Annotated in this window: 18 protein-coding genes; 10 read left to right on the top strand and 8 right to left on the bottom strand. The window is 33.1% G+C overall.

Features of this window, described 5'->3' with window-relative positions:
- Nucleotides 1-7: 7 nt before the first annotated feature.
- A complete protein-coding gene (locus B4N66_RS03675; RefSeq protein ID WP_324522734.1) occupies nucleotides 8-466 on the bottom strand; it encodes a 2-dehydro-3-deoxyphosphooctonate aldolase in 459 nt (152 codons plus the stop codon).
- Between the two features lie 121 nt (nucleotides 467-587).
- On the opposite strand from B4N66_RS03675, the gene B4N66_RS03670 reads away from it, so the two are divergent.
- Entirely contained in the window at nucleotides 588-1,136 is a 549-nt protein-coding gene (locus B4N66_RS03670) for a YeeE/YedE family protein (protein WP_291092426.1), read from the top strand.
- Between the two features lie 3 nt (nucleotides 1,137-1,139).
- On the top strand, nucleotides 1,140-1,553 hold the full coding sequence (locus B4N66_RS03665) for a DUF6691 family protein (RefSeq protein ID WP_291092425.1): 414 nt from the start codon (nucleotides 1,140-1,142) through the stop codon (nucleotides 1,551-1,553).
- A 55-nt stretch (nucleotides 1,554-1,608) separates the two neighbouring features.
- Here the strand turns inward: B4N66_RS03665 and B4N66_RS03660 are convergent, their stop codons facing one another.
- On the bottom strand, nucleotides 1,609-4,458 hold the full coding sequence (locus B4N66_RS03660; RefSeq protein ID WP_291092424.1) for a helix-turn-helix and ligand-binding sensor domain-containing protein: 2,850 nt from the start codon (nucleotides 4,456-4,458) through the stop codon (nucleotides 1,609-1,611).
- Nucleotides 4,459-4,594: 136 nt separating this feature from the next.
- On the opposite strand from B4N66_RS03660, the gene B4N66_RS03655 reads away from it, so the two are divergent.
- Nucleotides 4,595-4,861 (top strand): heavy-metal-associated domain-containing protein, encoded by a 267-nt coding sequence (locus B4N66_RS03655; RefSeq protein ID WP_291092423.1) that lies wholly within the window; start codon nucleotides 4,595-4,597, stop codon nucleotides 4,859-4,861.
- An 11-nt stretch (nucleotides 4,862-4,872) separates the two neighbouring features.
- Here B4N66_RS03655 and B4N66_RS03650 read toward each other — a convergent pair whose 3' ends face one another.
- The 3 genes from B4N66_RS03650 to prmA form a co-directional block, all read right to left on the bottom strand.
- Complete coding sequence (locus B4N66_RS03650; RefSeq protein ID WP_291092422.1) at nucleotides 4,873-6,150, bottom strand: sterol desaturase family protein; 1,278 nt, start codon at nucleotides 6,148-6,150, stop codon at nucleotides 4,873-4,875.
- 6 nt (nucleotides 6,151-6,156) lie between these two features.
- On the bottom strand, nucleotides 6,157-6,432 hold the full coding sequence (locus tag B4N66_RS03645; RefSeq protein ID WP_112085378.1) for an ATP-dependent Clp protease adaptor ClpS: 276 nt from the start codon (nucleotides 6,430-6,432) through the stop codon (nucleotides 6,157-6,159).
- An 84-nt stretch (nucleotides 6,433-6,516) separates the two neighbouring features.
- Nucleotides 6,517-7,353 carry a 50S ribosomal protein L11 methyltransferase gene (gene prmA / locus B4N66_RS03640; RefSeq protein ID WP_291092421.1) on the bottom strand — a complete coding sequence of 279 codons (837 nt, stop codon included), beginning with the start codon at nucleotides 7,351-7,353 and terminating at the stop codon, nucleotides 6,517-6,519.
- A gap of 92 nt (nucleotides 7,354-7,445) precedes the next feature.
- Between prmA and B4N66_RS03635 the strand changes: the two genes are divergently transcribed.
- The 7 genes from B4N66_RS03635 (at nucleotide 7,446) to B4N66_RS03605 (ending at nucleotide 15,575) form a co-directional block, all read left to right on the top strand.
- On the top strand, nucleotides 7,446-8,663 hold the full coding sequence (locus B4N66_RS03635; protein WP_291092420.1) for a porin: 1,218 nt from the start codon (nucleotides 7,446-7,448) through the stop codon (nucleotides 8,661-8,663).
- A gap of 93 nt (nucleotides 8,664-8,756) precedes the next feature.
- Nucleotides 8,757-10,286: a glutamine-hydrolyzing GMP synthase gene (gene guaA, locus B4N66_RS03630; RefSeq protein WP_291092419.1), complete on the top strand. Its 1,530-nt coding sequence runs from the start codon at nucleotides 8,757-8,759 to the stop codon at nucleotides 10,284-10,286.
- 18 nt (nucleotides 10,287-10,304) lie between these two features.
- Nucleotides 10,305-11,042 carry a LysM peptidoglycan-binding domain-containing protein gene (locus tag B4N66_RS03625; RefSeq protein ID WP_291092417.1) on the top strand — a complete coding sequence of 246 codons (738 nt, stop codon included), beginning with the start codon at nucleotides 10,305-10,307 and terminating at the stop codon, nucleotides 11,040-11,042.
- A gap of 29 nt (nucleotides 11,043-11,071) precedes the next feature.
- A complete protein-coding gene (locus B4N66_RS03620) occupies nucleotides 11,072-12,973 on the top strand; it encodes a LysM peptidoglycan-binding domain-containing protein (protein WP_291092416.1) in 1,902 nt (633 codons plus the stop codon).
- Nucleotides 12,973-13,374: an OsmC family protein gene (locus tag B4N66_RS03615; RefSeq protein WP_291092414.1), complete on the top strand. Its 402-nt coding sequence runs from the start codon at nucleotides 12,973-12,975 to the stop codon at nucleotides 13,372-13,374. The genes B4N66_RS03620 and B4N66_RS03615 overlap by 1 nt, the downstream gene beginning before the upstream one ends.
- A gap of 121 nt (nucleotides 13,375-13,495) precedes the next feature.
- The gene (gene lpdA, locus B4N66_RS03610; protein ID WP_291092412.1) at nucleotides 13,496-14,884 is read left to right on the top strand and encodes a dihydrolipoyl dehydrogenase; all 1,389 of its coding nucleotides are present in this window, start codon (nucleotides 13,496-13,498) and stop codon (nucleotides 14,882-14,884) included.
- A gap of 139 nt (nucleotides 14,885-15,023) precedes the next feature.
- Nucleotides 15,024-15,575 carry a hypothetical protein gene (locus B4N66_RS03605; RefSeq protein ID WP_291092411.1) on the top strand — a complete coding sequence of 184 codons (552 nt, stop codon included), beginning with the start codon at nucleotides 15,024-15,026 and terminating at the stop codon, nucleotides 15,573-15,575.
- Here B4N66_RS03605 and B4N66_RS03600 read toward each other — a convergent pair.
- The 3 genes from B4N66_RS03600 to B4N66_RS03590 are packed head-to-tail and all read right to left on the bottom strand — an operon-like array spanning nucleotide 15,572 to nucleotide 18,506.
- Nucleotides 15,572-16,510, bottom strand: a complete 939-nt coding sequence (locus tag B4N66_RS03600; RefSeq protein WP_291092410.1) for an NAD(P)H-dependent flavin oxidoreductase — start codon at nucleotides 16,508-16,510, stop codon at nucleotides 15,572-15,574. The genes B4N66_RS03605 and B4N66_RS03600 overlap by 4 nt on opposite strands.
- A 26-nt stretch (nucleotides 16,511-16,536) precedes the next feature.
- Nucleotides 16,537-17,724 (bottom strand): tRNA 2-thiouridine(34) synthase MnmA, encoded by a 1,188-nt coding sequence (mnmA, locus tag B4N66_RS03595; protein WP_291092409.1) that lies wholly within the window; start codon nucleotides 17,722-17,724, stop codon nucleotides 16,537-16,539.
- A gap of 35 nt (nucleotides 17,725-17,759) precedes the next feature.
- Nucleotides 17,760-18,506 carry a toxin-antitoxin system YwqK family antitoxin gene (locus tag B4N66_RS03590; protein ID WP_291092408.1) on the bottom strand — a complete coding sequence of 249 codons (747 nt, stop codon included), beginning with the start codon at nucleotides 18,504-18,506 and terminating at the stop codon, nucleotides 17,760-17,762.
- Between the last annotated feature and the right edge of the window lie 79 nt (nucleotides 18,507-18,585).

Raw genomic sequence — 18,585 nt, 5'->3', positions numbered from 1 at the left:
ACTAAAGTTACTCATCTTTTTTGGCGGTTAAACCTTTTGGAACCATCAATTTCCCTTTTTCATAAATGTTGAAATAAAGTGTCAACGGTTTTTTGCAACCTACCCAATGAAGTTGATAAACATCTAAAAATCCGGCACCAATTTCACTTCTTTTGGTAGGAAATGGACAGCAACTTTCTAATTTTTTGTAAAACAATTTTTCGCCATTAGGTCCGGCTAATGCTTTAAGAAAACGTTCCTGATTAATGGAGTCGTTAGATGTTGTTCGATAAAAAATATTTATCGGATAATCCGGATCATAGCCATATTTGGAATCATCACTAACCTCTGTTAAAACAAAAGAATTGTCTTTTTTCAACATCGGTGTTGGAGCCGAATCATCAATGTTTTTGATTGTATTTTTAATTCCGCCACAAGAAAGTAGCATCAAAACCAAAATAAAAGGAACAATTTTTGAAATTTTCATAATTTAAATTCAATCAAATTAGAAGTCAAAGGTAAAAGTTTTTTTACAATATATATCAAAATGTAATTTTTGTTGTATAACTCAAAAATTGAATGCTTATTTTTGCTAAAAATTATTTTCTATGGAATTATTATCTCAAACATGGCATTGGTCAATTTCAGGTTTTTTAATCGGAGTTGTGATGTTGTTATTGATTTATTTTGGTAAAACTTTTGGAATGTCATCCAACCTTCGTTCGCTTTGTTCAATGACAGGAATTGGAAAGAAAGTACCTTTTTTTGATTGGGATTGGAAAAGCCAGCGTTGGAACTTGGTTGTTGTTGTTGGAGCGATGATTGGTGGATTTATAGCCGTTCAATTTTTGCACGATCCTTCCAACGTAAACATCAATCCAAAAACGATAGAGCAATTGAGTTTGATGGGAATTGATGAACCAAAAGGAAAATTATTACCAGAATTATTGTTTGAAAATTCATCTCCAAAAATGATTTTTATTTTGATTGTGGGTGGAATTTTAATCGGTTTTGGAAGTCGTTATGCAGGCGGATGTACTTCCGGACATGCAATTTCTGGATTGAGTAATCTTCAAATTCCTTCATTGAAAGCCGTGATTGGATTTTTTATTGGCGGATTAATCATGGCTCATTTACTTTTACCTTTAATTTTTTAAATCATGAATTTAGTAAAATATTTAGTAGTTGGCATTCTATTCGGAATCGTACTAACCAAAACTGAAGCCGTTTCGTGGTATAGAATTTATGAGATGTTTCATTTTCAATCGTTTCACATGTATGGCATAATCGGAACAGCCATTGTAACCGGAATAATCGGTATACAAATTATTAATCGAAAAAAATTAAAAGATATCGATGGCATGCCCATTGAAATTTTGGATAAAGAAAAAGGAAATCCACGTTATTGGATTGGCGGAATCTTGTTCGGATTAGGCTGGGCCTTGGTTGGAGCATGTCCGGGACCAATTTTTATTCTTTTAGGAGCTGGTTTTTATAATGTAGCTTTTGTTCTTTTTGGAGCTATTTTCGGTACATTTTTATATGGATTAATAAAAGATAAATTACCACATTAAAAAAAGCATCTAATCAATTGTGATTAAACGCTTTTTTTGCAGATAACTTTATTTTTTAGATTGAAAGAATGTACTCCACAAGTCCTTTTTCATGCGGTAAGTCCATTTTTTTACGTAAACGGTATCGTTTTATTTCAACACTTCGCACCGAAATATTCAGCAAAGGAGCGATTTCTTTTGAGGAAAGATTTAGCCTTAAAAAAGCACAAAGCCTTAAATCGTTTGGTGTTAAGCTTTGGTGAGCAATTTTGATTTTCTTTAAAAAGTCTTTGTCGGCATTATTAAAAGCATCCACAAAAACATTCCAACTGTCTTCTTCGTTAATATTTTTGTTAATGTTGGTAATTAATGATTTTATACTTTTGTTTGGTAATGTTTCAGTAGTGTTTTTTAAATCTTCCTTAATCATCGACAACAATTCATTTTTCTTAATCAAATTCATTGTAGATGCTGCCAATTCTCTATTTTTACTTTCAAAGTCTTGTTCTAATTGTTGGTTTTTGATTCGCATCAATTCTTGTTCGTTTTCTAATTCTTTAATCTCCAACAGACGATTATTTTCTTCAATTAGCTTTTCTTGTTGCTTCAAGTAGTGATTTTGATAGGCTTTATTAATAAAATAGGCTAAGACAATTAATAATAAAATATAAATAATTAAGGCAACGTTTGTAGAATACCAAGGTTTTAAAATGGTAAAACTATATTTCTCTGAATTTTCACTAATAGAGTTACCAATTTTTGATCGTACAATAAAAGTGTATTTACCGGGTTGAAGGTTTTTAAAGTTTACCGATGGTTTTGAGCTCCACTCACTCCATTCATTTTGAAATCCCTCTAATTTATGTTGAAATTCTGCAATTATGTATTTATTATATTTTGGAACTGTGAAAGAAAATGTGATGTTATTATTGTTTGAATCAAAACTTCCACTTTCTTTGATTGATTCAAAAGTCAACGATTCATTGTGTTTATTGGTAGCTATATTTGTTATATATAAATGGTTATTATTAAACAATAAATCATCAATGTTGATAGTGTAATATCCATCGGTGGTTCCCACTAAGTATAAAGATTCAGAAAGTTGAGAAATATTTTCATATCCCAACATTGAATTAGTTAATGAAGATGGAATGGGAATAACATTGTGTTTTAACGTTGTACTCAATTTACCATAAGAAAAATAATTGATATAGTTTTTAGAAAAAAACCAAAGACGATTTGATTTATCGGTCATTAGTTTTCCTGATAAATATTCATCTTTTTCAAAAACGGTACTTAATTTTTTACTTTTTTCAAATTTTTTACTTTTATTGTTGAAAGCAAAAATTCCATCCTTTGAAGCATAATAAACTGTTTTATTAAAATTTGCTATACTAGCATTTTTTCCTTTTTTCGGGTTTTCGTGAGCTTCAAAAAGCGTTACTTTAGAATAAGTAGGATCAACTTTGATTCTAAATATACCTTTGTATTCATGGCTAATTATAATTTCATTGGTATCTGAAAACTCAAAATATTTTGAGGAATAATCAAAACCTTTGATTTTATTTTTAAACTGCCAAGTATTATTTATTTTTTCCAAAACCGAAATTCCATAATAATTTCCTTGTAAGAGTAAGTTTTTATTAAATGGACTAGGTTCAAATTTCCAAGTTCCAGAATTATTATATATAGAGGTAGCTGTGTTGTTTTCTATTAAAAAAGTTCCGGAATCATGTCCGCAAAACAACTTGTCATCATGTGAAAAAAGTGACCAAACTTGTCCTTTTGTGCCGGTAACAAATTTAAATGTATCAAATCCTTCTTTATTTTTATAAAATAAACCTTGATTGGTTCCAACATACAGCATGTTTTTATAGATTACAGAGGCATAAACAGTTCCCAGAATTCCTGTCTCATCATAAAAACCTCGAATGGGTGAAGTTAAATTTATGCAATTGATACCATTATCTAATCCAATCCAAATATTTTTATCAGTATCTTCAAAAAGTGAAAGAGCTGTGTTATTACTAATTCCTTTATTTTGTGTGATATGATAAAGTGTTTTTCCTTCAGAATTAATTATGAAAATCCCGTTGGACACGGTTCCAATTAGAAAATTATCGTCAGAGTTCTTTTGTGCACAGTAAACACTACTGTTATTAAGCTCAGCATCAGCATCCGTAATCCACTTTGATAATTTATTTTCTTTGAATTCATAAAAACCATCATGCTGAGTTAATATGAGCAAAGCATTATTTTGCTTATAAATCGATACAATTTTATTATTAATAAAGAAATTTTCTTTTGAAATGAGCTTACTAACACCATTTTCAATTTCATAAAACCCATCATTAACTGTTTGAAAATAAATTGATTTCGCTACAGAATAAGCTTTGAAAATTCCTGATTCCGGTTTTATAGATTTAAACGTGTTGGATTTAGTATCGAAAATAAAAATTTGATTCAATGATTGAAAAATTACCCAATGATCAAACTGAAAAATGTTCCAAAATTGTTCATCATCCAGAATTTTTGATTTTACTTTTTCACTTAACGAGTTATACTCGAGTAATCCATTTGGTTTACGTTCCCAATAACCAAATTCCATGTAACAACCGGTGTAAATTTTTTCCTCAATAACCTTAACAGACCGAATGATAGACTCGTTAGGGGAAGGGTAGAGCAACCACTCTGAACCATTAAATTCTAACAAACCATCATTATTGGCAAAATACATGATGTTTTGTTTATTTTGTGCAATCATCCAGTTTTGATTCCCAGCTTTGTAAACACTTGGTGCATATTTAATTATAGGAGGTAACTCTTGAGAAAAACCTGAGAATGCTATGATAAAAAATAAGCACTTTAAAGTCAAATGTAATTGAAGATGGTGGTTCTTTTTAAAATCAAAAAGTTGGTTATGCATAGGGATATTAGTCAATTTGAAAGTTTAAAAATACAACTTTCTAACAATAAAAATAAATAAAATATATTCTTATGTAACTTTTGTCACTTTTCTTTTTTATTGGATTAACTAATTTTGTAAGATAAATTAGTTAAAAATGAAATCAACGATAAAAATTCAAAACCTAAAATGTTATGGTTGTGCCAACACAATCACTAAAAAACTTACTCTATTAGAAAATATTTCTGATGTAGAAGTAAATAATGATGAGCAAACAGTTTCTTTTCGTTATGAAAATGAAGCTGATTTAGTATTAGTTAAATCAACGTTACAAAGTTTAGGTTATCCAGAGTTTGGCGAAACTAATTCATTGGGCGAAAAAGCAAAATCATTTGTAAGTTGTGCGGTAGGTAGAATAAGTTAAATCGGTTTTAATCAAGAATTAATAGCTTTAGAAGCATTTTTATATACAACAAATTCATAAGTAGAAAAATAATACGAAAATCCGAAGGAAGCTAAAAAGTAAAATCCAAGCACATAATTACTAAACAGAATCACTGAATTTAATCCAAACCAATCACCATAAAAAAATACGATTCCAAATCCGAAAAGTAATCGATATAACTCAAAAAAATAAGCATTTGAGTTGGTATCCATCAATTCGGTTTGACTGTAGATAGTGATAAATATGAATAATCCATAAACAAAAATGTTTGGCAAACCAATTGTTCCAACATTCGCAAATAAATAACTTACAAATCCCAACGTAATAAAGAGTTGAATAATTGAATAATAAGTCAAAAAAGGTGAATGTTTGGGATTGTATTTTTCAAATGCATACACATCTTCAATTTTGTAAACAGGATATCTTTCTTCAAAACCTTCTGGTCTCCAGCCTGTTGGTTTAAACCAGATTGTGAATTTATCTTTCCAGTTTTCTGCTCGCCAAGCATCTTGTATCAATAACCACAAATGCTGAAAATTAATTTTAATCGGATTCCACGTTTGAGCAGGTCTTGTTATGCCAAAAACGGGCGGAGTTTCTTTTAATTCTTCCTGAAAAGTGCCAAACCATTTATCCCAAAAAATAAAAATTTGACCGTGATTTTTGTCTAAATATTCTTTGTTTATTGCGTGGTGAACTCGATGATGTGAAGGTGTAACAATGATTTTTTCTAAAAAACCCATTTTTCCAATGTGTCTGGTATGATACCAAAATTGCAAAAATAAATGTAACGGAAGAACAATCGCAATAATCGTAGCAGGAACGCCCAGAAAAGCAGCCGGAATTAATAAAAAGGTAAATAAATTCACAAATGATGAAATCGATTGCCGCAAAGCACAACCCAAATTAAATTCTTCGCTGCTGTGATGAATCGCGTGTTTATTCCAAAAAATATTGATTTGATGCGACCAGCGATGTGTCCAATAACCATAAAAATCGATGACAAAAAAGGCAATTATATAACTAAGTATTGTGTTTTCAATCGAAAAAATTGCCACTTTTGAAACCATCCATTCATAAGTTAAAATCGAAATGCTGATGCCTAAAACATCTTTTGTAGCATTTGTAATTCCGGAGCTTAAACTTGAAACGGTATCCATTAACGGAGCAGTGTCGTTTCCTCTAAAATAGCCATACACTTTTTCAATTACAATCAGTAACAGAAATGCCGGCATGGCGATGATGAGTATTTTTCCGTATTCTTCCAACTGTTTTTATATAATTTCGGCACTCAAACCGGCTTCCAACAACTGTGTGCATTGTGGTTTTAGCTCATCAAAATCTCCGGTTTTTACAGTGCATTTTCCTTTGTAGTGAACCAAAATCGCACATTGTTCAGCTTGTTCGCTGGTGTGACTGCAAACGCGAATCAACGTGTCAATTACATGATCAAATGTGTTGACATCATCATTAAAAAGCACAATTTCGTTGTTAATTCCAACGGCTTCTTCGACTAAAACTTCTTCTTGAATTTTTTCTATCGTACTCATTTTATTTATTTTAAAAGATTTTTAGATTGTTCGATTATTAGATTTTTCGAATAATCCAACAATCTAATAATCCAACAATCCTAACTACCCCAACTGATACCTCAAACTAACCCAATTATTCCGTTCAATTGTTTTCTCCAATTTTAAACCTAACTTTTGACAACATTCATCAATGGCAGGAATATCTTCGCTATAAAATCCACTCAAAAATAATAAACCATTTTGATTTAAGCAATTAACATAGCGATTCATATCATTCAAAAGAATATTTCGGTTGATATTGGCAATAATTACATCATATTTTTGATCAATCAACAACGAGGCATCTCCTTCATAAACGGTGATATGTTTGCAATTATTTCGTTCGGCATTTTCAATTGAATTCAAATAGCACCAATTATCAATGTCAATAGCATCAATTGGTTTGGCTCCTTTCATTTCAGCTAAGATGGCTAAAATAGCAGTTCCGCAACCCATATCCAACGTTTTTTTACCAACCAAATCGGTTTCCAATAAATGTTGAATAACCATGTGCGTTGTTTCATGATGACCGGTTCCAAAGCTCATTTTGGGTTCGATAACAATATCATATTCAGCATCTGTTTTTGGATGAAACGGTGCTCGAACATAGCACGTTCTATCGACATCGATCGCATTAAAATTTTTCTCCCATTCTTCATTCCAATTCACTTGCTCAATTTCTTCTACATGAAAAGAAATCGTGAATTCAGGAGAAGTTAAGATGAAAATATCATCCAAAATATCCTCCGTCCAAAGGTTTTTTTGAACATAAGCGGTTACACCGAATTCGGTTTCAATAAAGCTTTCAAAAGGTTTTTCGCCCAATTCGGCCACTAAAATTTCGCAACCTAATTCTTTCGGTTCAACCGTAAAATGATATCCTAAATAGATGTTCGACATGTTGTTTTTTTTGCAAAGGTAACAATCCCACTACAATACTTTTACATTACAAAAATTAAATTACTTTTGCCGAGCAAACACAACTACTACCAATGAAAACAAATTTCATAACTTTATTTTTATTAATATCCTCATTTTCAATCGCTCAGGATATAAAATTTAGCACAAAAGACAACGATTTAAAATTAGCCACTTTACCTTATTATAACTATGGTAGAGGTTTGGGGTTGACTTCTCCCGATAGTATTTTTCAACTCAATATTCGTTTTAGAATGCAAAACAGATTAGGTTATTTAAATAATGAAGACCAAGACGACGCCTATGAAGGTCAAGTAAGACGTTTGCGTTTGCGTTTTGATGGATATGTTGGAAACCCAAAATTCTTATATGCAATTCAATTGTCTTTTGCACCAGGCGATGTAGGTGAAATTGAAGCCGGCGAAAACATCAATATTATTCGTGATGCGGTTATGTTTTATCGACCTAACAAACATTGGAGTTTTGCTTTCGGACAAACAAAATTACCGGGAAATCGTCAACGTGTCAATTCATCGGGAGCTTTGCAATTAACCGATCGTTCCATCAATAATGCTCGTTTTAATATTGATCGTGATTTTGGATTTCAAACCTATTTTTTAAATGAGAAGAAAGATAAATTTTCCTATAATTTAAAATCTGCCATTAGTACAGGAAATGGCCGAAATGTCACCAAAAGTCCTGATGATGGGTTTGCGTTAACCGGAAGAATGGAACTTTTTCCTTTAGGAGCGTTTTCCAAAGACGGAACCAACTTTGAAGGCGATATTGCACGTGAACAAAAACCTAGATTATTATTAGCAGGAACATTTCAACGGAATGTAAAAGCTCGTCAAACCCAAGGACAATTAGGGCAAGATTTGTTTGAAAAAAGAACAATGGAATCTGTTTTTGTAGATGCGATGTTAAAATATAACGGTTGGGCTTTGATGAGTTCGTATATGAATCGAACTTCTGAAAATCCATTTACATTTAATCCGGAGGATGCAACCGATTTTAATTATGTATATGTTGGAGAAGGTTTTGACTATCAATTAAGTTACATTTTTCCAACAAGTTATGAAGTAATCGGAAGATTTTCAACACAAAAAGTTAACGAAGATATTCAAAGTTTTGCTCCACATACCAAGCAATATAGTATTGGTGTGACGAAATATTTATGGGAACACGCTTTTAAATTACAAACAGAAATAACTTTAGATGATTTAACATATTTTGACGGAAGTAGTAAAACCAATTGGTACATTCGCTTTCAAGTTGAAATCGGAATTTAAAGACTAGTTAACTTATAATCAACACATTTTAATTAATTTAAATTTAACTTGGAAACTGTTTTTCACTTTCCAAGAATATAGCTATTTTTGCCCATGCAACACAACGTACTTATTTTAGATTTTGGTTCGCAATACACACAACTTATTGCGAGAAGAGTTCGAGAATTAAACATATTCTGCGAAATTTTTCCCTATAACAAAGTTCCCGAAGATTTGTCCAGCTTTAAAGCCACAATTCTTTCCGGTAGTCCTTTTTCTGTTCGAGCAGATGATGCTCCACATCCCGATTTATCGCAAATTAGAGGTAAAATGCCTTTGCTTGCTGTTTGTTATGGTGCTCAATATTTGGCCCATTTTGATGGTGGCGAAGTAGCTCCATCCAACACACGCGAATATGGCAGAGCCAATTTAAGCTTTGTAGATGACCACGATCCGTTTTTTGAAGAAGTGGCACTCAATAGTCAAGTTTGGATGAGTCATAGTGATACAATTAAAAAACTACCTACTAACGGTGTTAAGTTAGCCAGTACAAAAGATGTAGAAAATGCCGCTTATCGTATTGAAGGCGAAAAAACATATGCTATCCAATTTCACCCTGAAGTATATCATTCAACAGATGGAAAACAAATGTTGGAAAACTTTTTGGTTCGTATTGCCGAAGTACCACAGAATTTCACACCAAATGCTTTTGTAGAAGAAATTGTAGCCGAATTACAAGAAAAAATCAAAGGAGATAAAGTTGTATTAGGACTTTCAGGTGGCGTAGATTCTACCGTAGCTGCCGTTTTATTGAATAAAGCTATTGGTGAAAATTTGTATTGTATTTTTGTTAATAATGGTTTATTGCGTAAAAACGAGTTCCAAAATGTATTAGATCAATACAAAGGAATGGGTTTGAATGTAAAAGGTGTTGATGCCGCTGATCGATTTTTAGATCAATTAGCCGGAATCGAAGAACCGGAAGCCAAACGCAAAGCTATCGGAAGAGTTTTTATCGAAGTTTTTGATGACGAAGCTCACCGAATAGAAGATGTGAAATGGTTGGCTCAAGGAACAATTTATCCGGATGTTATTGAATCTATTTCGGTAAAGGGACCATCAGCGACAATTAAATCGCATCATAATGTAGGAGGTCTACCTGATTTTATGAAGCTAAAAATTGTTGAACCATTGCGAATGTTGTTTAAAGATGAAGTGCGTAGAGTAGGAGCATCCCTAGGAATTGACCCTGAGTTATTAGGAAGACATCCTTTTCCGGGACCTGGATTATCCATCCGAATTTTAGGAGATATAACAAAAGAAAAAGTTCGTATATTGCAAGAAGTTGATGCTATCTTTATCGAAGGTCTAAAATCACACGGACTTTATGATCAAGTTTGGCAAGCGGGTGCCATTTTACTTCCGGTAAATAGCGTAGGAGTAATGGGAGACGAACGTACCTACGAAAAAGTAGTAGCGTTAAGAGCCGTGGAATCAACTGATGGAATGACCGCCGATTGGGTTCATTTACCATATGATTTTTTGATGAAAATTTCAAACGAAATAATCAACAAGGTAAAAGGAGTAAATCGTGTAGTTTATGACATCAGTTCTAAACCACCTGCAACAATTGAGTGGGAATAATTTTTAAGTTTAATAAAGATGAAGAAGTTTTTATTTGGAGCAATGGTATTGCTAAGCCCCCAAATCACTTTTTCACAAACCGTTGTGAAACCCGGAATGGATCCTGTGAAACACACAGTAGCTTCGGGTGAAACAGTTTTAGATATTTCAAAAAAATACACAGTCGATCCAGCCGAAATTTACAGAGCCAATCGATTTGCTATTGATGGTGTTAAAGAAGGAATGGTTTTGGAGTTTTACGCTCCTCAAAAATCACCGGAAATTATACTTCCGTCGGAGAATTATCAAACAAAACCTGTATCAAATACATCTGAAGCAGTTTCAAAACCAGTAGAGCAACCTGAAAATATAGTTGTTCCAAAAAGCAATAGTAGTAACAAAACACATAAAGTAAAATCAGGAGAAACCTTATATGGTTTATCCAAAATATATAATGTTTCTGTTGATGAAATTAAAAATGCAAACACTATTTTGATGAAAAATAATTTGCAAGCTGGACAAACATTAAAAATTCCGGATGGCACAATTGTTGGTAATGCTAAACCAAAGGTTGTTAAAAGTGATGAAGATTCACTGAAAACAACAAATTATCAAAATACCGGCGAAGTTTTTAAACATACTGTTGCCCCAAAGGAAACATTATATGGATTGTCAAAAAAATATAACGTTCCTATAGATTCAATATTGAGTCAAAATGAAAAACTGTTAAAAAATGGATTACAAGCCGGACAAGTATTAACAATTAAAGCCAATTAACTGCGTTTAAACTGCAGCAACCTACAAGAATGAAACTAGTATTTAAAACGTTAATTATCTTTTTAAGTGTCACCAATTTTTTGATGGCTCAGCCTTCTAATTATAAAAAGCATACTGTTGCCAAAGGAGAAACGATTACTCAAATTGCCCAAAAGTATAAAGTTACACCTTACGATATTTATCGATTGAATCCCGATGCTCAAAACGGAATTCAGGAAAACACAACATTACTTATTCCTACTTCAGCTGTTACCAAAGAGCAAAACGGAAATTCAAAAACTCATGAAGTTCAGCCTAAAGAAACGCTTTTCGGGATTGCGAAACAATATAATACTTCTGTTGAAGAATTAGAACGTTTAAATCCTGAAGTTAAAAAGGAAGGTCTAAAAATAGGACAAACCATTCAAATTAACGGAAAAAAAGAAGAAGCTAAACAAGAAGTAATTTCAAACGGGCAAGCAGTTTATCATGAAGTTCAGCCTAAAGAAACAATGTATGGCATCTCCAAACAATACAATGTCTCGGTTGAAGAATTGGAATTGTTGAATCCTGAATCTAAATCGGGTTTAACTATAGGTCAAAAATTAATCATCAAGAAAGGGAAAACTGTTGAAACTGCTTCATCAATTCCTGCCAAAAAAATAGAAGTTCCTGATAACGGAAAATATTTAACTTACGAAGTAAAACCAAAAGAAACTTTATTCGGTTTAGCAAAAATGTTCCGTTTAAGTCAGGATGAGTTAATCGCTTTGAATCCGGAATTAAATGATGGGGTACAAGAAGGAATGACACTTAAAGTCCCATCAAATGTATCGCTAAATACTGGAACTATTCGTCAAGTAAAAGATTTGAGTAAATCAATTTCTGTTAAAGATAAAAAGGAAATTGTGTTATTGCTTCCTTTTAATGTGTCCAATATTGAGAGTGACACCACTTTATCTACTCAAGCCAGATTAAAACGTGACGGATTTTTGAACATGACTTTAGATTTTTATTCAGGAGCATTGATGGCAGTGGATTCAGCCAAGCGATTGGGATTAAATTTCAATGTAAAAATATTTGATTCTCAAGAAACAAAAAGCTCTTCAAATGTGCTGCCAATAATCAGAAATAATAATGTTGATAAGGCTCATGCTGTTATCGGACCGTTTTATCCTCAATATGTTGAAAAAGCTGCAGAACTTTTAAATCCGCATAATGTTCCTGTTATTTCTCCTTTACGAGAAACATCAAAATCGTATAGCAATTTGTATCAATCAATGCCATCCGGCGATTTCGTAAAAAATGTGATGTTTGATTACATTCGTTCAAAAAACGGAAATATGATTGCTTTGATTGATAGAAAAAAAGGTTCTTCCAAACAATTTATTGAAGAAAATCATAAAGACATTTTTATTGCTCCTTTAGGTGAAAAAGGTGGTGTGATTGGTGATAGTATTACTCCAAAGCTTTCTAAGAATAAAGTGAATTATTTTATTTTAGAAACAGCAGCAACAGGTATGATTTTCAATGCCGTCAATCAATGTAGCAAAGCAAAAAGTGAAGGTTATAAAGTAGAATTAGTTGTTTTAGATATTAATCCAACCTTTGAAACGGATGAAGTATTTCCACGAATATTAAAACAAAATATTATTTTTCCTTCGTTGGCTAAATTTCAAGATACATCAGAATCATTAGGTTTTGCGACAAGTTATAAAAAGAAAAACAATGTTTACCCAAACCAATATGCTATTCGTGGTTTTGATTTAGTTTTTGATACGATGTTGCGACTTTCACAAGAAGAAGATTTTGAAACCACGATTCAAAATAGTGCTAGTGAAGGTATTGAAAATAAATTTGATTACGAGAAAAAATTAGCTTCCGGTTATTCCAACAAAGGAGTTTACATCATGCGTTATGATGAAGATTTAACCGCAAAACCAGTAGAATAATGACTTCAAAAGTAACATATATCGGTGAATTACGAACGACTTCAATTCACGTACAGTCGGGAACAGAAATTTTATCCGATGCACCCAAAGATAATCACGGAAAAGGAGAAGCTTTTTCTCCAACCGATTTAGTTGCTAATTCATTAGCTACATGTATGATTTCTATTATGGGAATAAAATCAAGGGATTTGAATGTAGATTTAAAAGGTTCAACCGTAGAAGTTACCAAAATTATGCAAGCAGAACCTCGTAAAATTGCTAAAATCATCACTGTTTTGAATATGAATCTTGAAGCAGATGATAAAACTAAAACTATTTTAGAAAGAGCAGCCATGACTTGTCCGGTAATGTTGAGCTTACATCCGGATATTGAAAAGGAAATTACTTTTAATTGGAAATAGTTTCCGCTGCTAACAACATATAACCGACAGCACATAACCGAAAACTGTTTATCAAAAAACTTTTTAAAAACATATTTAATCCTTAAATTCGCAGTCTGTAATTACGAAAATTCAAAATAAAATGAAATACGATATTATTGTTTTAGGTAGTGGTCCCGGTGGATATGTAACAGCCATTCGTGCCTCACAATTGGGCTTTAAAGTAGCCGTTATTGAAAAAGAAAATTTAGGCGGTGTGTGTTTAAATTGGGGATGTATCCCAACAAAAGCACTTTTAAAATCGGCTCAAGTGTTTGAATACCTAAAACACGCTTCAGATTATGGATTAATCGTTAAGGAATTTGATAAAGATTTTGGAGCTGTAATAAACCGTAGTCGTGGAGTGGCAGACGGAATGAGTAAAGGCGTTCAGTTTTTAATGAAAAAAAATAAAATTGATGTTATAGAAGGTTTTGGTAAAGTAAAACCAGGTAAAAAAATAGATGTTACTGCCGGTGACGGAAAAGTTACTGAATACAGTGCAGACCATATCATTATTGCAACCGGTGCTCGTTCACGCGAATTGCCTAACTTACCACAAGATGGTAAAAAAGTAATTGGTTACCGTCAAGCGATGACATTACCTGAGCAACCAAAAAAGATGATTGTGGTAGGTTCAGGTGCTATTGGTGTTGAGTTTGCCAGTTTCTATAATGCGATGGGAACAGAAGTAACCATTGTTGAATTTTTGCCAAATGTTGTTCCTGTAGAAGATGAAGATATTTCAAAACAATTTGAACGTTCGTTGAAAAAATCAGGAATTACAGTAATGACAAGTTCTTCAGTAGAACGAATTGACACAAGCGGAAATGGTGTAAAAGCCTATGTAAAAACCGCAAAAGGCGAAGAAGTTATTGAAGCCGATATTTTATTATCTGCAGTTGGAATCAAAACGAACATTGAAAACATTGGTTTAGAAGATGTTGGAATTGCCGTTGACCGCGATAAAATCTTAGTTAACGATTATTATCAAACCAATATTCCGGGTTATTATGCCATTGGTGATGTAACTCCGGGTCAAGCTTTAGCCCATGTGGCTTCCGCAGAGGGAATTTTGTGTGTAGAAAAAATTGCAGGATTACACGTTGAACCATTAGATTACGGCAACGTTCCTGGTTGTACTTATGCTACTCCGGAAATTGCTTCAGTTGGTTTAACTGAAAAGCAAGCGAAAGAAAAAGGATACGAATTAAAAGTGGGTAAATTTCCGTTTACCGCTTCCGGAAAAGCAAAAGCTGCCGGAACTCCGGACGGATTTGTAAAAGTTATTTTTGATGCCAAATACGGCGAATGGTTAGGTTGTCATATGATTGGTGCAGGTGTAACCGATATGATTGCCGAAGCCGTTGTTGCTCGTAAATTAGAAACAACCGGCCATGAAATCTTAAAAGCAATTCACCCACACCCAACGATGAGTGAAGCAGTCATGGAAGCTGTGGCAGATGCGTATGGCGAAGTTATTCATTTGTAATTTACTATTTTAAAATACAGAAGCCGTTCAATTATTGAGTTGGACGGTTTTTTTTATGAAAAAAATCCAAATTTGAAAAAATTATATCCTAAAAATATTTTTTAATAATATATTTGCAACCGTAAGAAAAATTGGAGAAATGAAAAGAATAATTATTGTAATCGTTTTGTTTTTTAATCTTGTGGGAAATGCCCAAGATAACAGTGTTGAAAAAAATATTTTTGGCATTCAAACTGGACTTTTCGGAGCTTGGATAACTAACGAAACTCGATTAGCAAACAAATTTAGTTTGCGTTCTGAAATTGGAATGGACTTAGGATTAGTTGTAGATTATGGCGATGATGTTACTTCACTTTTTATTCCAACAATTCGAATGGAGCCCAGATGGCATTATAATTTAGATAAAAGAGTTGAAAAAGGTCGTTCGATAAAAAATAACAGTTCCAATTTCCTAGCTTTAAATTTTATTTATAGTCCAGATTGGTTTTATATATCCAAAATGGATAACATCAATGTAATTAGTACATTGTCAATTATTCCAAAATGGGCAATTAAACGAAATATTGGAAATTCTAATTTTAATTACGAAGCTGGATTTGGAATTGGATATGCTATTTATTTTGAAGAATATGGAGGCGACAGATCAGGTGCAGCTGTTGATCTACATGCAAGAATTGGTTACACTTTTTAAAGTAAAACCGCTTCCTTCTTAGCCATTTCGAATTCTTCCATAACCGAATCAATAATTTCTTTCACCGGTTTTATATCGTGAATTAATCCGGCAATTTGACCGATTTCTAATTCGCCTTCTACTAAATCGCCTTCAAACATACCACGTTTTGCACGGGCACGGCCTAACAATTCTTTTAATTCTTCAGTGGATGGACATTTAGAATATAATTCCTGAATATCGTTGTAAAACTTATTTTTTATCAATCGAACAGGAGCTAATTCTTTCAATGTAACCAACGTATCGCCTTCTTTCGTATCAATAATCGTTTGTTTAAAATCAGCGTGAGCAGAACTTTCTGTGGAAGCTGCAAAACGACTTCCCATTTGAACACCATCAGCACCCAAAATCATAGCAGCCAACATTCCTCTTCCGGTTGCAATTCCGCCTGCCGCAATTAATGGGATGGAAATATTCTCCTTAACCATCGGAATTAATGTTAAGGTAGTGGTTTCTTCTCGTCCATTGTGTCCGCCGGCTTCAAAGCCTTCTGCAACCACAGCATCTACTCCGGCTTCTTGGGCCTTCAATGCAAATTTTGAACTACTCACTACGTGAACCACCGTAATTCCTTTTTCCTTTAAAAAAGAAGTCCACGTTTTTGGATTTCCTGCAGATGTAAAGACGATTTTTACTTCTTCTTCGATAATAATTTGAATGATTTCTTCAATATTAGGATAAAGCATCGGAACATTTACACCAAACGGTTTGTCAGTTGTTTTTTTACATTTTTGGATGTGTTCTCGCAAAACATCCGGATACATCGAACCGGCTCCAATTAATCCTAAACCGCCGGCATTACTAACAGCACTGGCTAATTTATAACCGCTGTTCCATATCATTCCGCCTTGAATAATTGGGTATTTTATGTTGAAGAGAGAAGTAATTCTGTTCATAAATTCAAATATTAAGAAAAGCGAATTTACGAAATTACACCCGAACCTACTAATTCATCACCCACATTCCAAGCGACAAATTGTCCTTCTGTAATGGCTGATTGTGGTTCATCAAAGACTACAAATAATCCACTATCAAATTGATACAAAGTTGCTTTTTGTAATGCTTGACGGTAACGAATGCGTGCCATTACTTCCATTGTTTGCCCATTATTCAAACGTAAATCTTCGCGAACCCAATGAATTTCATTCGGTTGAACTTTCAATGCTTTTCTGAATAATCCGGGATGAGTATGACCTTGTCCTGTATAAATGGTATTGGTTTCAATATCAGTGGCAATGATAAATAAACCTTCTTTAGTTCCACCCACATTCAACCCTTTTCGTTGACCTATAGTGAAATAATGAGCACCTTGATGTTTGCCTACCACTTTTCCCATAGTTGGTAAATAGTGGAAAGGTTGAGCATCAAAATTCAGTTGATCTTCTATTGATTCAAAAGTTGGTTTTTGTAAAGTATAAATCGAATCATTTTTATCAATTTCAATAATAATACCCTCTTTTGGTTGTAATTTTTGTTGTAAAAATTCCGGCAAACGGACTTTTCCAATAAAACATAAACCTTGCGAATCTTTCTTTTCAGCGGTAATCAAATCCAATTTTGAGGCAATTTCACGTACTTCCGGCTTAGTTAATTCACCAATCGGAAATAACGATTTTGCCAATTGTTCTTGCGACAACTGACATAAAAAATAAGATTGATCTTTATTCTCATCTTTTCCGGCAAGCAATTGATATATTTCTTTTCCTTCTTTTTCAAGAATTCCTTTTCGACAATAGTGTCCGGTTGCCACAAAATCTGCTCCCAAAGAAAGAGCAATTTTCATAAAAACATCAAACTTGATTTCGCGATTACATAAAACATCCGGATTTGGGGTTCGACCGTTTTCATATTCTTTGAACATATAATCAACAATACGGTCTTTGTATTCTTCGCTTAAATCGACTGTTTGAAACGGAATTCCGAGTTTTTCGGCCACCAAAAGAGCATCATTGGAATCTTCCAACCACGGACATTCGTTTGAAATTGTCACCGAATCATCATGCCAGTTTTTCATAAACAAACCGATAACTTCGTAACCTTGTTCTTTCAACAAATACGCCGCAACACTGGAATCTACCCCGCCGGAAAGTCCGACTACTACTCTTTTCATTTCAAAAATTTTTGCAAAGGTAGGGATTTCTAAAATTACTGCTTAAGTGCTTTAACTTTTCTTTTGGCTTCACCTGCCGCCGTTTTGGGTTTGGCTTTTTTCTTTTCGCTTCGGTTTTCTTCTTTGACTAATTTCCCTCCTTCATAAAATTTCCAAATTCCAACTGACTGGCCGTTTTTATATTGTCCTTCTGTATATTTTCCACCAGCCGCTTCTCTAAAAATAGCAGGCCCGTGATATTCTCCATTTTTATAATTGGTTTCCTCTAAAACTACACCATTTTCAGCTACTTTTTTGTAGGGTCCGTGTTTGATTCCATCAACATAAGTAGTCTCTTCTGCTATTAATCCTGTATTGTAAAATACTTTTTTTGTACCGTGTAATTTACCATTTTTATAATTTTCTAAATTCATAATGGTATCCGATCGCAAATGATAATATTTCCATTCTCCTTCCTGAATTTTGTTGATTAATTTTCCTTCGCTCACTTTGTGTTTTCCGTTGAAAACTATTGTGTAGCATGAACCATCTTTAGCAGTAAAATCTCTTGTAGCAACAATTTTTTTTACTTTAGTATTATCATAAAAGGTAAAAACACCTACTTCTTTGCCATGTTTAAATTCTCCTTCGTATTTAAGGTTTTTAGTGTCATCGTAATAGCCTTTCCAAGCCCCGTGTTTATTTCCCTTATCATCTACTTGATTGATTTTGTCTTGGGCAAAAATTGCCGAACTAATTAAAAAGAAAATCAGAAATATTTTTTTAGAAAAATGGGTAGCCATGAATTTAATATTTTTATTTATAAAACTAAACAATAGCAAAAATAGTATATGATGATCAGAATTTGTTTGAAAATTCATA

Origin of the sequence: Flavobacterium sp. UBA2787 (assembly GCA_002352205.1) — a bacterium.
In the GTDB taxonomy this organism is placed as follows: domain Bacteria; phylum Bacteroidota; class Bacteroidia; order Flavobacteriales; family Flavobacteriaceae; genus Flavobacterium.
Note: the sequence above shows the minus strand (reverse complement) of the source record. Positions and strands in the feature narration are given on the sequence as shown.